Source organism: Pseudomonas sp. 2hn (assembly GCF_019646095.1).
Lineage (GTDB): Bacteria > Pseudomonadota > Gammaproteobacteria > Pseudomonadales > Pseudomonadaceae > Aquipseudomonas > Aquipseudomonas peradeniyensis.
The window spans coordinates 2,544,732-2,558,350 of sequence record NZ_CP081016.1 but is presented as its reverse complement, the minus strand read 5'-3'; the positions used below and the strand labels follow the sequence as shown (position 1 = coordinate 2,558,350).

Here is a 13,619-nt window from a genome sequence, read left to right as displayed (position 1 = left end):
ACATGAAAGGCAGCAATCTATCACGGGATAGCCCATTTATTGTGAAACACAAATGAATGGATCATTAGCTATCCGCAACAAATGAGGAGCCTGTCATGAAACGTTCGATCGCCCTGCTCGCCCTGAGCGCCACCCTCGCCTCGTTCGGCGCACTGGCCGACAGCACCGCCAGCACCTACGAATACGGCATGCCGCTGGACATCGCCAAGGTCATCTCGATCACCCCGGCCAGCAATGACGCCGACTGCCAGGTGGGCACCGCGCACATGGTCTACGTCGACCACCAGGGCCAGACCCGTGAAGTCGACTACCGCCAGATGGGCAACTGCTCGCAGCTGTAAGCCCTGGGAAAAATACCAGCCATCTTGCTGAAAGTGCATTTGCCCGCCCGCGACACCGCCGCATGATCTGCCGGGACAACAACAAGAACGTCCCGGACCATGAATACGATAGAAACCTCCACGGCCACGTCCGTGCGCGCCTGCGACGCCACCCATGCCCGCATCACCTGGCGGCTGATGCCGCTGCTGCTGGTGTGCTACCTGTTCGCCCATCTGGATCGCATCAACATCGGCTTCGCCAAGATGCAGATGAGCGCCGACCTGGGCTTTTCCGACACGGTCTACGGCCTGGGCGCCGGCCTGTTCTTCATCGCCTACGCGCTGTTCGGCGTGCCCAGCAACCTGGCCCTGGAACGGGTCGGGCCGCGGCGCTGGATCGCCACCCTGATGGTGGTCTGGGGGCTGCTGTCCACCGGCATGATGTGGGTGCAGGACGCCGCCGGCTTCTATGTCCTGCGGTTTCTGCTGGGGGTGGCCGAAGCGGGTTTCTTCCCCGGCATCCTCGTGGTGCTCAACCGCTGGTATCCGGCACGGCGTCGTGCCCAGATCACCGCGCTGTTCGCCATTGCCGTGCCTTTGGCCGGCGTGGTCGGCGGGCCGTTGTCCGGCGGCATCCTCCAGGCCTTCCACGACCAGGGCGGCCTGCGCGGCTGGCAATGGATGTTCCTGATCGAGGGCCTGCCGGTGGTGCTGCTCGGGCTGGTGGTGCTCAAGTGCCTGCCGGACAGCTTCGAGCAGGTCACCTGGCTGGATGCCGGGCAAAAGCAGGCGTTGCGCGAGGAAATGGCCGGTGAGGAGCGGCACAAACCCATCAGCTCGCTGGCCGGTCTGCTCGGCAACGCGCAGGTCTGGCTGCTGGTGGCGGTGTATTGCGCGGTGATGCTGGCGGTCAACACCCTGGCCTTCTGGATGCCCAGCCTGATCCATGGCGCCGGCATCGGCAGCGATGGCCAGGTCGGCCTGCTCAGCGCCATTCCCTATCTGGCCGGATGCCTGTTCATGCTCGGTTGCGGGCGCTCCTCGGACCGCCAGCGCGAACGCCGCTGGCACCTGTGCGTGCCGCTGCTGATGGCCGCCGCCGGCATCGCCCTGGCTGGCTCGGCGCCGGGCAATGCCCTGCTGGTGATGACCGGGCTGGTGATCGCCGGCATGGGCGCCAGCGCCGCCCTGCCGATGTTCTGGCAACTGCCGCCGGCGTTCCTGGCAAGTGACACCCAGGCCGCCGGCATCGCCATGATCAGCTCGTTCGGCAGCATCGCCTCGTTCGCCGCGCCCTACCTGATCGGCTGGATGCGCGACAGCACCGCCAACCCGGGCTTGGCCCTGCAGGTGCTGGCCGTGGCCATCGTCTTCGGTGGCATGTTGGTGCTGAAGGTGCCCGCCAGCGTGGTCAACCCGAAATGAATGGGCTCAGGCCAGCAGCTCGCGGATCCAACCGGCCTGGCGGGTGATGTCGCGCACCTTGTCCTCGGGCACCGGCTGGCGTGCGCGGGCGAAGTTGTCCAGGCTCTGTTGCTTCTGGCGCAGCATGCGCTGCCACTTGAACAGAAAAGCCGGGCTGCGCGCCTGCATCAGCAGCGGACCGAAGTACAGCTGCTCGGCCGTGTAGGCGACCGCCTCGGCACGTTCGGCGACGATGATTTCGTAGTCGAAGCGGTTTTCCCGCAGCACTTCCTCGCCGACGATCCGGTAGCCGTTGTCCATCAGCCACTGGCGCAACGCGGGCTCGCCGCCGTTGGGTTGCAGGACCAGGCGCTCATGACCACCCAGGTACTGCTTGCCGGCTTCGAGAATGTCGCGGATGGTCTCGCCGCCCATGCCACAGATACTGATCGCGGTAATCCCATCACCCGGCTCGATGGCCGCCAGGCCACTGGCGTGCCGCACCGTGATGCAATCATCCAGGCCATTTTCGCGCACGGTACGCCGTGCAGCCTCGTAGGGCGTGAGCGCCACCTCGCCGGCCACCGCCGCGACAATCGCACCGCGGCGCACCAGCGCCACTGGCAGGTAGCCATGGTCCGAGCCGATATCGGCCAGACGCGCCCCGGCCGGCACATGGGCGGCCACGCGCTCCAGACGCATGGACAATGTGTGTTGGTTCAACGCAAGCCTCTTCTGACAACCTGGGCCCGGCACCTGTGGCCGGGTCGGGGCGCGATTCTGACCGCCCGCGCCGCGCATTTCAAATGCCCGCGACCGGCCGCCCGCCTCGACCTGCCCGACCCGCTCGCGTAGGCTTGGCGGTTTCCTTCCGTTGCAAGGCGAAACCCCATGGCTAACAGCGACATCATCTACACCCCCGACCCGGACGCCGACTCGATCTCCTCGGACGTTGCCGAGTACAACGGCATCCTGGTCAGCACCCAGATCCCCGTGCAGGCCGACGGCAGCCTCGAGCTGGGCGATATCACCACCCAGTGCGAATGCACCCTGCAGGCGCTCAAGGTCGCCCTGGAGCGCGCCGGCAGCTCGATGGACCGGGTGCTGCACCTGACCATCTACCTGACCGACATGGCCGACCGGGCGGCGTTCAACGAGGTGTACCAGCGGTTCTTCAAGAAACCATGGCCGGTGCGCGCGGCAGTGGGCGTGGCTTCGCTGGCGTTCGAGGGGATGCGCGTGGAAGTGACGGCGATGGCGGCCAAGGGCTGATTGACCGTCCAAGGGCCGCACCTACGCGGCCCTTTTAGGATCGACTCTCCGGTATGCTCTGGAAACTTCCGTGTGATGCCTGATCATTCATCATGCGCACTTGCTCATTGGCTTGACTCGCTAACCACGCAGCTACACTTTGCATAGCTTGTGTACTGCGAGAGGGTGTAACGACCTCTGTTAGTCTGTCATCCATACCTTTGAAGGCTTTTATTAAAAACTTCAATTGCTTGTCGATTTCAGCGCCATTATTTCCGATTAATCGGTCATGTGCTTTGGACGCAATAGTCATAGCTGATACTGCTCCTACCGCACCCACATCAGCGTACTTAGCCCCAGACCAACTAGCCGGCACAAAGTAAAAATACAGACCCGCCACCCCGCCCACGACAGCGGCCCCAGCGCTGGATATGGCGCCTTTTATATGATCACTTTTTTCCCAGGGGAGGACTCTTGGCCCTGACGGCAATCCATTTTCCTTTAGTATCCCCTGAAGCGTCTCGATCCTACTTATCTTTGATGCCATTTCAATATGATGAAAGACCTTCTCTGCCCCCCACCCTCCGAAAGCCAGGGCTGAAATCGCCAATCCCGACCTGGTATCCTCCTTACCGTTCGGATCATGAAAGTTAACAGGGTCTCCATGACAATAAGCATAGGCATTGACCCCGCCTACCCCAAACGGACTCAAGCGATCAGGTGAGTGGAACCGCATCACGAACGGACTGAAGGTTCGATGTCCATTCCCCAAATGATAATGCTCCGTCAACTGATCACGAGCCTGACCGCAGTAAGCCAACACAGCTCCCCGCTTGTCGGAATGTCCTCCATATGGCGTATAGGCCCTGGCCGGGCCGGAGCCACCCAGTACCGAACGCTGCAGGTCGGCCATGGCCAACAAACAATTGGATGTCATGACGATACCTGATCTCGACAATAATGCCCCTGACGCTATCACCGTTGCCTGGCAGGCATAACTGACAAAAATGCCAGGCGTCCCCTCTTCTCCGAGGAAGAACAGCCCTGACTGCCGTTTTCGAGAAGTTCATCGGTTATGGATGCCCCCGCCCCGTTTCATCGCTACAATGCCCGCCTTACCGTGACAGCCCGAACCTATAACGACATGTCCCTTCCAAAGCACCACCTGGAACTGCTCAGCCCTGCCCGTGACGTGAGCATCGCCCGCGAGGCGATCCTGCACGGCGCCGACGCCATCTACATCGGCGGCCCGAGCTTCGGCGCGCGCCACAATGCCTGCAACGAGGTCAGCGATATCGCCGAACTGGTGGAGTTCGCCCGGCGCTACCATGCCCGCGTGTTCACCACCATCAACACCATCCTCCACGACAACGAGCTCGAACCTGCCCGCAAGCTGATCCACCAGCTGTACGACGCCGGTGTCGACGCGCTGATCGTGCAGGACCTGGGGGTGATGGAGCTGGATATCCCGCCGATCGAGCTGCACGCCAGCACCCAGACCGACATCCGCACCCTGGAGCGGGCCAAGTTCCTCGACCAGGCCGGGTTCTCCCAGCTGGTGCTGGCCCGCGAGCTGAACCTGCAGCAGATACGCAGCATTGCCGCCGAGACCGACGCGGCCATCGAATTCTTCATCCACGGCGCGCTGTGCGTGGCCTTCTCAGGCCAGTGCAACATCTCCCACGCCCAGACCGGGCGCAGCGCCAACCGTGGTGACTGCTCCCAGGCCTGCCGCCTGCCGTACACCCTCAAGGACGACCAGGGCCGCGTGGTGGCCTTCGAGAAGCACCTGCTGTCGATGAAGGACAACAACCAGACCGCCAACCTGCGCGACCTGGTCGATGCCGGCGTGCGCTCGTTCAAGATCGAGGGTCGCTACAAGGACGTGGGCTATGTGAAGAACATCACCGCCCACTACCGCAAGGAACTCGATGCCATCCTCGAGGACCGTCCTGAACTGGCCCGCGCCTCGAGCGGGCGTACCGAGCACTTCTTCGTGCCGGACCCGGACAAGACCTTCCACCGTGGCAGCACCGACTACTTCGTCAGTGATCGCAAGATCGACATCGGTGCCTTCGACTCGCCGACCTTCACCGGCCTGCCGGTGGGCGTGGTGGAGAAAGTCGGCAAACGCGACCTGCTGGTGGCCACCGATGTCCCACTGACCAACGGCGACGGCCTCAACGTGCTGGTCAAGCGCGAGGTCGTGGGTTTCCGCGCCAACATCGCCGAACTCAAGAGCGAATCCGAGGAAGACGGCCAGAAGCGCTACCGCTACCGCGTCGAACCCAACGAGATGCCCGAGGGCCTGTATAAGCTGCGCCCCAACCACCCACTGTCGCGCAACCTCGACCACAACTGGCAGCAGGCGCTGCAGCGCACCTCCGCCGAGCGTCGGGTCGGTGTCGAGTGGCACGCGGTACTGCGCGAACAGCGCCTGATGCTCACCCTCAGCAGTGAAGAGGGTGTCAGTGTGCAGGTGGCCCTCGACGGGCCATTCGGTGCCGCCAACAAGCCACAGCAGGCCCTGGACCAACTGCACGACCTGCTTGGCCAGCTGGGGACCACGATGTACCACGCCACGGCCATCGACCTCGATGCACCGCAGGCTTACTTCATCCCCAACTCGCAGCTCAAGGCCCTGCGCCGCGAAGCCATCGAGGCACTGACCGCAGCACGGGTCCAGGCGCACCCACGGGGCGGACGCAAGGCCGAGACCACGCCACCACCGGTTTACCCCGAGTCGCACCTGTCGTTCCTGGCCAACGTCTACAACCAGAAGGCCCGCGACTTCTACCACCGCCATGGCGTGCAGCTGATCGACGCCGCCTACGAGGCCCATGAAGAGCACGGCGAAGTGCCGGTGATGATCACCAAGCACTGCCTGCGTTTCTCCTTCAACCTGTGCCCCAAGCAGGCCAAGGGCGTGACTGGCGTGCGCACCAAGGTGGCGCCGATGCAGCTGATTCAGGGTGACGAGGTGCTGACCCTGAAGTTCGACTGCAAGCCTTGCGAGATGCACGTGATCGGCAAGATGAAGAGCCACATCATCGACCTGCCGACCCCGGGCAGCGCGGTGGCCCAGGTGGTCGGGCACATCAGCCCGGAAGACCTGCTCAAGACCATCCCGCGCGCGCCGCACTGAAAGACGACCCGCCGTCGCTCCACGGGATTTCGCCGGCGGCGGGTCTAGACTGAACAGGGGGCTGCCACACGTGGAGGTGTGAGATGAGCCAGTTCAAGCGATTGTTGGTCATGCTCGGCCCGCAGATGCGCCACACGCCTGCCCTGCAGCGCGCCGCGGCGCTGGCCGAATCCAGCGGTGCCCTGCTGGACCTCAATGTCTTCGTCGACGATGTCGACACCTTCGGCCTGATGAGCGACGGCCGCGAGCGCGAACGCCTGCTCGAGGACAACCGCCAGTGGCTGGCCGACGAGGCCGAGCAGCTGCGCAATGCCGGCCTGGATGTCTCCACCGAACTGCTGCTGACCCGCGACCCGCTGGGCAGCGTGCTGGAACAAGTCGAGCGCCTGGGTTGCGACCTCCTGGTCAAGGACGTGCAGCACGAACCCATCCTCAAGCGCCTGCTGGTCACCCCACTGGACTGGCAACTGCTCAAGGACAGCCCGGTGGCGGTGCACCTGGTCAGCGACATCCGCCTGCCCCTGCCCCGGCAGATCGCCGCGGCGGTCGACCTCAACAGCCATGGCAGCGGCGAGCACCTGGACGACCAGGTGATCCGCAGCGCCCACGCCCTGGCCCTGCAGTGCAACGCCGAGCTGCACCTGTTACACGTGTGTGATGCGGCCAGGACCCATATCGCCGACTTCGGCGCCGGCACCGTGACCATGCCCGGTTTCGATACCAGCGTACGCACGGCACAACGGACGGCCTTCAACCGCCTGGGCGACCACTACCAGATCAATCTGGAACGCCGCCACTTCCTCGAAGGGCCGGCGGTCAAGGCAATTACCCAGTACATTGCGGCCCACCGGGTGGATGTGATCGTCATGGGAAACCACCGGCACGATGCCTTGCAGGCGTTTCTCGGCGGCACCACGGCGCATGTGCTGGAACACCCGCTGTGCAATGTGCTGGCGATCAAGGCGGTGCGTTGAGGCAGCATCGCGGGGCAAGCCCGCTCCCACGCAGCAGGAGCGGGCTTGTTCGGTTCAGAACCCTTTGCTGTAGAACAGCGAGTACGACTCGATCCCATCGTTAGGCTGTTTCAGCCCGGCGTTGGAATAGTGCATCGCGCGAATACCGATCTTCTGCTCTGCAGGCAGTTTCAGGCCAAAACCGATCCGGTCCTCGAAGTTCACCGACGAGCCCAGGCGCTGGTCGCCCACGTCGGTCTTGGAGAATGCCGCCAGGCCGATGCCGGCTTCGATGAACGGGGTGTAGGTGAAGCCACTGAACTCATAGACGAACACCGGGCTGAACGACAGCGAATGGGCGCCGCTGGCCTCGCCACCTTCCCAGTAGGTGTAGGCCGCGTCCCAGTAACCGGTCAGATGGCCAGTGCTGCTTTCCAGCCATTTCTTGTCCCAGTCGAACGACATCCCGATGCGGTAGGTCATGTCGCCCTGGCCAGTGGCGCCGACGGCACCGGATACCTGGGCGGCCTGGGCCAGGTTGGCGCCGGCGAATGCCAGCACGGCGGCTGCCAACGTAGTGGCGAGACGGGTCTTCATCAAATGACTTCTCCTGATGGTCTTCACGGGCAGGCCCGCGATCTTGCGCGTGCCTGCGGCAAGTGGGGGCTGCGCCCCTCGTTGTGCACCGGCGACCCGGCACATCCAACCGGGTTACAAGTGGTAATACTTCCTCGATTATTGTCCGAATAATCCGATAGAGGAAAGTGATTTGCCACTATTGGCTAAGGACACTGCGTTGCATTCAAGGGTTCAGTCGTATTTTGCTTATTCGCCGCGAAGGCTCCTGCGCCTATCAGATCGAGCGCCGCCCGCGCGGCGCATCGCGACGCAAGGCCGCTCCTACATCTGTTTCGGGCCAGTCAATCCTGTGCCATCACCGGGTAAGCCTTGTTGGTACGACGCGGTTTCAGCGTGGGCACCACTAGCGCCTCACCTGTCTCAAGACTTGCACCAAGGCGGGCAACCATGGCCTGACAGGTTCGGCACGTTGCAACAAATGTAGGAGCGGCCTTGCGTCGCAATGCGCCGCGCGGGCGGCGCTCGATCTGATAAGCGCTGCAAGCCTAACGGCGGACACGTGGTAGCCCTCACTCGGTCTATCGTCTAGCGCCCCAAAACACCTTGAAAGGCTGGCCCTCAGCGCCAGTTCAGATCAACCCGCGCCGGCGCCTTGCCGTCCACCGTCACCTGCTGCTGCACGGTCCGGCCATCGGCATTGCCGATCACCCGGTAGTGCCCCGCAGGCAACTGCACGAAGATCAGCGGCCCGACGTCCTGCAGCGCCAGCACCGATTGGCCCTGGGCCGACTGGATATCCAGCGCGGCGCCGCTCTGGAACTTGCCGTCCGCGCCGGTCGACAGGGTGATATGCAGGTCATAGCCGGGCGTGCGGCGCAGGGCATTGGCCTCGTCCTGGCCAATACCGCCTTGCAGGTAGCGGATGCCGTTCTGCTCCTGGGGTTGCAGCTGCACGCCCTGCGGATCGATGGGCGCGTTCAGGTCGGCGGCCGCCGCCAATGTCCAGGGCATGGCCAAGGCCAGCAACAGCGCCGCGCACAGGCCGTAATGATGGGTACGCATGGTGCATTCCTCCCACTTGGGGGATGGTCTACACCATTTGGAGGATTTTCCGAGGCAGGGGTTCGCATTCCGGCGCACCGTTAGTCCGTCAGGACGTGGGCAGCTCACGACGCTCCTCCAGCAGCTTGATGAACATGCTCAGGCTGCGCGACACCGTGCCCCGCCGCCACACCAGCCAGGTCTTCAGGTAGCGGAAGTCCTCGGCCATCGGCCAGGCACTGACCGTACTGCACCCCGGCATGTTGTCGAGCATGCTGCGCGGCATCATCGCCAGGCCCGCCCCGGCACTGACGCAGGCCAGCATGCCGTGGTACGACTCCATCTCGTGAATCTTGCCCGGAACCGCCTGGTCATGGACGAACCAGCTCTCGAAATGGTGGCGGTACGAGCAGTTGGCGCGAAACGCGTAGATGCTCGAACCGTTCACATCGCGCGCGCGGGTGACCGGCGGGTGGTTGAGCGGCGCGATGACCATCATCTCCTCTTCGAACACCGGCATGCCCTCGAGCGTCGGGTGCAGCACCGGGCCATCGACGAAGGCCGCCACCAGGCGCCCGGACAGCACGCCTTCGAGCATGGTCCCCGACGGGCCGGTGGAGAGGTCCAGGTCGACCTTGGGATAGCGCTGGTTGTACGCCGCCAGCAAGGCCGGGATGCGTACCGCCGCCGTGCTTTCCAGCGAGCCCAGGGCGAAGGTGCCCTGGGGATCCTCACCCGCCACGGTCAGCCGCGCCTCGTGCACCAGATCGAGAATGCGCCGGGTGTACTCGAGGAAATTCCAGCCGGCCGGCGACAGGCGCAGGCGGCTCTTCTCGCGGATGAACAGCTCGACGCCCAGATCCTCCTCCAACTGCTTGATGCGGGTGGTCAGGTTCGACGGCACCCGATGGATCTGCTGGGCGGCGGCGCTGATGCTGCCGTGCTCGGCCACGGCCTTGAACATCTCGAGTTGCACCAGGTCCACGGTCATTCTCCAAACGTGAATGTTTCACTCATTATTATTCAGTTTTCATTAAAGCACGCTACCCCTAGTCTGGGACCACCCGATCAAAATAATGAGAGTCCTGCCATGAGCGAGATCAGCAGCCTGACCCACGCCATCTCCGTCGACCCCTACAGCGGCGAACGGATCGGCCACTACGCCTTCGACACCGACGCCGCACTGGACGCGGCGCTGCAACGCGCCAAGGCGGGCTACAACCAGTGGCGCAACGTGTCGCTGGGTCAGCGCAGCGAGTACCTGGTCGCGCTCGGGCAGGCCCTGCAGGCCAACGCCGAAGCCTTTGCCCAGATGATCGCCCGCGAGATCGGCAAGCCGATCAGCCAGGCCCGCGGCGAGGTCAGCAAGTGTGTCGGCCTGTGCCAGTGGTACGCTGAACACGGCCCGGCCATGCTGGCGCCGGAGCCGACCCAGGTCGAAAAGGCCCGTATCGAATACCGCCCGCTGGGCCCGATCCTCGCCGTGATGCCGTGGAACTTCCCAATCTGGCAGGTGCTGCGCGGCGCCGTGCCGGCACTGCTGGCGGGCAACACCTATGTGCTCAAGCACGCGCCCAACGTGATGGGCAGTGCCTACCTGCTGGCCGACCTGTTCAAGCGCGCCGACCTGCCTGAAGGCGTGTTCGAGGTGCTCAACGTCACCCCCGAAGGCGTCACCCGCGCCATCAACGACCCGCGCATCGCCGCCATCACCCTTACCGGCAGCGTGCGCGCCGGCATGGCCATCGGCGCGCAGGCCGGTGCCGCGCTGAAGAAGTGCGTGCTCGAACTGGGCGGTTCCGATCCGTTCATCGTGCTGGCCGACGCCGACCTCGATGCCGCGGTCAAGGCCGCCGTGATTGGCCGCTACCAGAACACCGGGCAGGTCTGCGCCGCCGCCAAGCGCCTGATCGTCGAGCAAAGCATCGTCGAGGCGTTCACCGAGAAGTTCGTCGCGGCCACCCGTGCGCTGACCCTCGGCAACCCGCTGGACGACGCCACCTACATCGGCCCGATGGCCCGCTACGACCTGCGCGACGAACTCGACGGCCAGGTCCAGGCGACCCTGGCCGAAGGCGCCACCCTGCTGCTGGGCGGCAACAAGATCGAAGGCGTGGGCAACTTCTACGCGCCGACGGTGTTCGCCAACGTCACCCCGGGCATGACCGCCTTCAAGCAGGAGCTGTTCGGCCCGGTGGCGGCGATCATCAGCGCCCGCGATGCAGAGCACGCCGTGGAGCTGGCCAACGACAGCGAGTTCGGCCTGGCTGCGACGATCTACACCGCCGACTATGCCTTGGCCGAGCGCATGACCGCGGCCTTGGACACTGGCGGCGTGTTCATCAACGGCTACTGCGCCTCCGACCCCCGCGTGGCGTTCGGCGGCGTGAAGAAGAGCGGGTTCGGCCGTGAACTGTCGCACTTCGGCGTGCGCGAGTTCACCAACGCACAGACGGTGTGGCTGGATCGCAACTGATCCTCTGCCTCAAACCCTGCGCGATCCCTGTGTAGGAGCGGCCTTGTGCCGCGAACGGGGCGCGTAGCGGCCCCAGGGTCTGCGCCACAAGACAGATCGCCGGGGCCGCTCTGCGGCCCGTTCGCGGCACAAGGCCGCTCCTACACAGGGACTGAGCTGCAAATTGGTGCAATCCTGTATCTTGAATCCGCGCCACGCGAACGAATAATCGAGCACCTCCCCAGCACTCCGGAGGTACCGATGAGCTCCCAAACCACCAGCCACCGCCTGACCGTTCCTGATCTTGCCGCCATGAAGGGCCGGCAGAAGATCGTCGCCCTCACCGCCTACAGCGCCCCGATCGCGCGCCTGATAGACCCTCTGGTGGATTTCATCCTGGTAGGCGATTCGACCGCCATGGTCGCCTACGGCCGGCGCTCGACCCTGGCCATGCGCCTGGAAGAAACCATCAGCCACACCCGCGCCGTGGTCGACTGCACCCAGCATGCCTGCGTGATTGCCGACATGCCGTTCGGCAGCTACCAGGAATCCCCCGAGCAGGCCTTGCGCAACTGCGCCCAGGTCCTGTCCGCCACCGGCTGCGACGCCGTGAAGCTCGAGAGCAACCGGACGTTGGCCGCCACCGTGGCCTTTCTGGTTGATCGGGGCATCCCGGTGATGGCCCACGTTGGCCTGATGCCGCAGTTCGTCAATGTGCTGGGCGGTTACAAGGCCCAGGGCCTTACCGAGCAAAGCGCCGCAACCATCCACGAGGACGCCCGCGCCAACCTGGCCGCCGGTGCCTTCAGCCTGCTGCTCGAAGGCGTGGCCGAGCCTCTGGCCCGGCGTATCAGCGAGGAAAGCCGGCAACCGTGCATCGGCATCGGTGCCTCCCCCGCCTGCGATGGCCAGATCCTGGTGACCGAGGACCTGCTGGGGCTGGGTGGACCGCGCAAGCCAAGGTTCGTCAAGCAGTATGCCGATGTGGCGGCGGTAATCCGGGTCGCCTGCGCCCGCTACGCCAACGAAGTGCGCCAGGGCGAGTTCCCCGAACGCGAGCATTGCTACGGCTGCTGAGGCGCCCGGCGGATCGCCTGGGCCAGCGATACCAGCGCACCCTCGATATCCTGCTGCCAATCGACGGTGAAACTCAGACGCAGGTGGTCGCGCCAGTGTCCGGCCTGGCTGAACACCGTGCCCGGCACGATGACGATGCCCTGCTCCAGCAACTGCTCGCAGACGGCTTGCATGTCCACCGGACGCAATGCCTGCAGCCAGAACGTGGCGCCCGCCACCGGCATGCGCAGGCGCAGACAATCGGCGGCGTGGCGCTGCAGCAGCTGCGCCATGCGCTCTCGGCTATGCGCCAGGTGCCGGATCAGTTGCACCTGGTGTCGCGCCAGGCGCCCGGAAACCAGCAGGCGGGCAACGGCCTGCTGACGGTAGCTGGGCAGGCGAAAGCCCTGGGCCAGGAAGGCCGCCGCCAGGCTAGCGGCCGCGCCACGGCACAGCAGGTAACCGAACGGCGCCTCGGCGCCGATGCACTTGTCGAAACCGGCCAGCACCAGCAGGCGCTGGGGATCGGCATGGTCGCGATAGCGCGAGCGCGCCGGGTCGTCGCACAACGCGCCATAACTGTCGTTCTCGAACAGCCACGCCTGATGTTCGGCCAGTAGCGCGCACAACCGCTGCTTGTCCTCGACCGGCATCACGCCACCCTGGGGAATGTTCACGGTCGATGACAGCACCGCCGCCTGCACGGGCTTCTCTGCCAGCAGCCGCGCCATCGCCTCCAGATCGAAGCGGCCATCCGCGCCGAGTGGCGCCTCGACAATGTTCAGCCCCGCCGCTTGCAGCAGGCGCAGGACCAGCCAGGAGCAAGGCGACTCGACCAGCACCCGGGCGCCCGGAGGCAGAAGCGTGCGCACGGCCAGTTCGAACACGCTTCGCCAGTCGGCGCCGATGAACACCTGGTCGGCCTGCCAGTGATCATCGACGCTACGGCTGTAGCAACGGGCCAGGGCCTCACGCAGCGAGGACTCGCCACAGGGTGAGAACGGCGGCGCGTCGGCTCGGGGCAATTGGCGCAGCAGCTCGCGCTCGACCGTCAGCAGCGGCCCTTCGAGTGAAGCGAGCATGGTCGGCGAGTCGCTGCTCAGGGCCAGCATGCCCGGCTGCCGGGCACTGGCGTACAGGCGGTCGATCAGGTTCAACGAAGGGGGCAATTGCCCGACCGAGGCCAGGGCCACGCTGAAGTAGCCGACCTTGGGCCGGGCCTGGATGCGGCCCTGGGCCTCGAGCAAGGCGAACGCCTGTTTACTGGTCGACAGCGAAACCTGCAAATGCAGGGCGACATCGCGCAGCGAGGGCAACCGATGCTCCAGCTCCGGCGTGCGGGCATCGAGCCAGTCGCTCAGATAGCGGTGGACTTTCTGGTAGGTGAAACGCGGTGCCCGCTCGGTATCCATGCC

13 protein-coding genes are annotated in these 13,619 nt (G+C 64.8%); 7 read left to right on the top strand and 6 right to left on the bottom strand.

From position 1 onward, the window contains the following. Positions 1 to 95 precede the first annotated feature (95 nt). Positions 96 to 341, top strand: coding sequence for a DUF2790 domain-containing protein (locus K2O50_RS11650; protein WP_050705607.1), 246 nt, complete (start codon positions 96 to 98; stop codon positions 339 to 341). A 99-nt stretch (positions 342 to 440) separates the two neighbouring features. Further along, positions 441 to 1,745: an MFS transporter gene (locus K2O50_RS11645; protein ID WP_220690017.1), complete on the top strand. Its 1,305-nt coding sequence runs from the start codon at positions 441 to 443 to the stop codon at positions 1,743 to 1,745. A gap of 6 nt (positions 1,746 to 1,751) precedes the next feature. Here K2O50_RS11645 and K2O50_RS11640 read toward each other — a convergent pair whose 3' ends face one another. Then, on the bottom strand, positions 1,752 to 2,447 hold the full coding sequence (locus K2O50_RS11640) for a tRNA (adenine(22)-N(1))-methyltransferase TrmK (protein WP_279309754.1): 696 nt from the start codon (positions 2,445 to 2,447) through the stop codon (positions 1,752 to 1,754). A gap of 168 nt (positions 2,448 to 2,615) precedes the next feature. On the opposite strand from K2O50_RS11640, the gene K2O50_RS11635 reads away from it, so the two are divergent. Beyond that, on the top strand, positions 2,616 to 2,996 hold the full coding sequence (locus tag K2O50_RS11635) for a RidA family protein (RefSeq protein WP_050705604.1): 381 nt from the start codon (positions 2,616 to 2,618) through the stop codon (positions 2,994 to 2,996). Positions 2,997 to 3,030: 34 nt separating this feature from the next. Here K2O50_RS11635 and K2O50_RS11630 read toward each other — a convergent pair whose 3' ends face one another. After that, positions 3,031 to 3,912 (bottom strand): RHS repeat-associated core domain-containing protein, encoded by an 882-nt coding sequence (locus tag K2O50_RS11630; protein WP_082337733.1) that lies wholly within the window; start codon positions 3,910 to 3,912, stop codon positions 3,031 to 3,033. A 207-nt stretch (positions 3,913 to 4,119) separates the two neighbouring features. Between K2O50_RS11630 and K2O50_RS11625 the strand changes: the two genes are divergently transcribed. After that, complete coding sequence (locus tag K2O50_RS11625; protein WP_050705603.1) at positions 4,120 to 6,120, top strand: U32 family peptidase; 2,001 nt, start codon at positions 4,120 to 4,122, stop codon at positions 6,118 to 6,120. A gap of 83 nt (positions 6,121 to 6,203) precedes the next feature. Continuing rightward, positions 6,204 to 7,094: a universal stress protein gene (locus K2O50_RS11620; RefSeq protein WP_050705602.1), complete on the top strand. Its 891-nt coding sequence runs from the start codon at positions 6,204 to 6,206 to the stop codon at positions 7,092 to 7,094. Between the two features lie 54 nt (positions 7,095 to 7,148). On the opposite strand, the gene K2O50_RS11615 is transcribed toward K2O50_RS11620, so the two are convergent. The 3 genes from K2O50_RS11615 to ptrR all read right to left on the bottom strand — a co-directional run bounded on the left by K2O50_RS11615 (position 7,149) and on the right by ptrR (position 9,678). Beyond that, positions 7,149 to 7,670: an acyloxyacyl hydrolase gene (locus K2O50_RS11615; protein ID WP_050705601.1), complete on the bottom strand. Its 522-nt coding sequence runs from the start codon at positions 7,668 to 7,670 to the stop codon at positions 7,149 to 7,151. A gap of 600 nt (positions 7,671 to 8,270) precedes the next feature. After that, on the bottom strand, positions 8,271 to 8,714 hold the full coding sequence (locus K2O50_RS11610; RefSeq protein WP_050705600.1) for a hypothetical protein: 444 nt from the start codon (positions 8,712 to 8,714) through the stop codon (positions 8,271 to 8,273). An 88-nt stretch (positions 8,715 to 8,802) separates the two neighbouring features. Next, positions 8,803 to 9,678 (bottom strand): putrescine utilization regulator PtrR, encoded by an 876-nt coding sequence (gene ptrR / locus K2O50_RS11605; RefSeq protein ID WP_052896490.1) that lies wholly within the window; start codon positions 9,676 to 9,678, stop codon positions 8,803 to 8,805. 105 nt (positions 9,679 to 9,783) lie between these two features. Between ptrR and K2O50_RS11600 the strand changes: the two genes are divergently transcribed. Further along, positions 9,784 to 11,169 carry an aldehyde dehydrogenase family protein gene (locus K2O50_RS11600; protein ID WP_220690016.1) on the top strand — a complete coding sequence of 462 codons (1,386 nt, stop codon included), beginning with the start codon at positions 9,784 to 9,786 and terminating at the stop codon, positions 11,167 to 11,169. A 240-nt stretch (positions 11,170 to 11,409) separates the two neighbouring features. Beyond that, entirely contained in the window at positions 11,410 to 12,225 is an 816-nt protein-coding gene (gene panB, locus K2O50_RS11595) for a 3-methyl-2-oxobutanoate hydroxymethyltransferase (RefSeq protein ID WP_050705597.1), read from the top strand. Here panB and K2O50_RS11590 read toward each other — a convergent pair. Continuing rightward, on the bottom strand, positions 12,213 to 13,616 hold the full coding sequence (locus K2O50_RS11590; RefSeq protein ID WP_050705596.1) for a PLP-dependent aminotransferase family protein: 1,404 nt from the start codon (positions 13,614 to 13,616) through the stop codon (positions 12,213 to 12,215). The genes panB and K2O50_RS11590 overlap by 13 nt on opposite strands. Between the last annotated feature and the right edge of the window lie 3 nt (positions 13,617 to 13,619).

Coding starts and splice junctions, on each gene's coding strand:
- K2O50_RS11650 (WP_050705607.1), top strand. CDS start 96: ATGAAACGTTCGATCGCCCTGCTCGCCCTGAGCGCCACCCTCGCCTCG.
- K2O50_RS11645 (WP_220690017.1), top strand. CDS start 441: ATGAATACGATAGAAACCTCCACGGCCACGTCCGTGCGCGCCTGCGAC.
- K2O50_RS11635 (WP_050705604.1), top strand. CDS start 2,616: ATGGCTAACAGCGACATCATCTACACCCCCGACCCGGACGCCGACTCG.
- K2O50_RS11630 (WP_082337733.1), bottom strand. CDS start 3,912: ATGACATCCAATTGTTTGTTGGCCATGGCCGACCTGCAGCGTTCGGTA.
- K2O50_RS11625 (WP_050705603.1), top strand. CDS start 4,120: ATGTCCCTTCCAAAGCACCACCTGGAACTGCTCAGCCCTGCCCGTGAC.
- K2O50_RS11620 (WP_050705602.1), top strand. CDS start 6,204: ATGAGCCAGTTCAAGCGATTGTTGGTCATGCTCGGCCCGCAGATGCGC.
- K2O50_RS11615 (WP_050705601.1), bottom strand. CDS start 7,670: ATGAAGACCCGTCTCGCCACTACGTTGGCAGCCGCCGTGCTGGCATTC.
- K2O50_RS11610 (WP_050705600.1), bottom strand. CDS start 8,714: ATGCGTACCCATCATTACGGCCTGTGCGCGGCGCTGTTGCTGGCCTTG.
- K2O50_RS11600 (WP_220690016.1), top strand. CDS start 9,784: ATGAGCGAGATCAGCAGCCTGACCCACGCCATCTCCGTCGACCCCTAC.
- panB (WP_050705597.1), top strand. CDS start 11,410: ATGAGCTCCCAAACCACCAGCCACCGCCTGACCGTTCCTGATCTTGCC.
- K2O50_RS11590 (WP_050705596.1), bottom strand. CDS start 13,616: ATGGATACCGAGCGGGCACCGCGTTTCACCTACCAGAAAGTCCACCGC.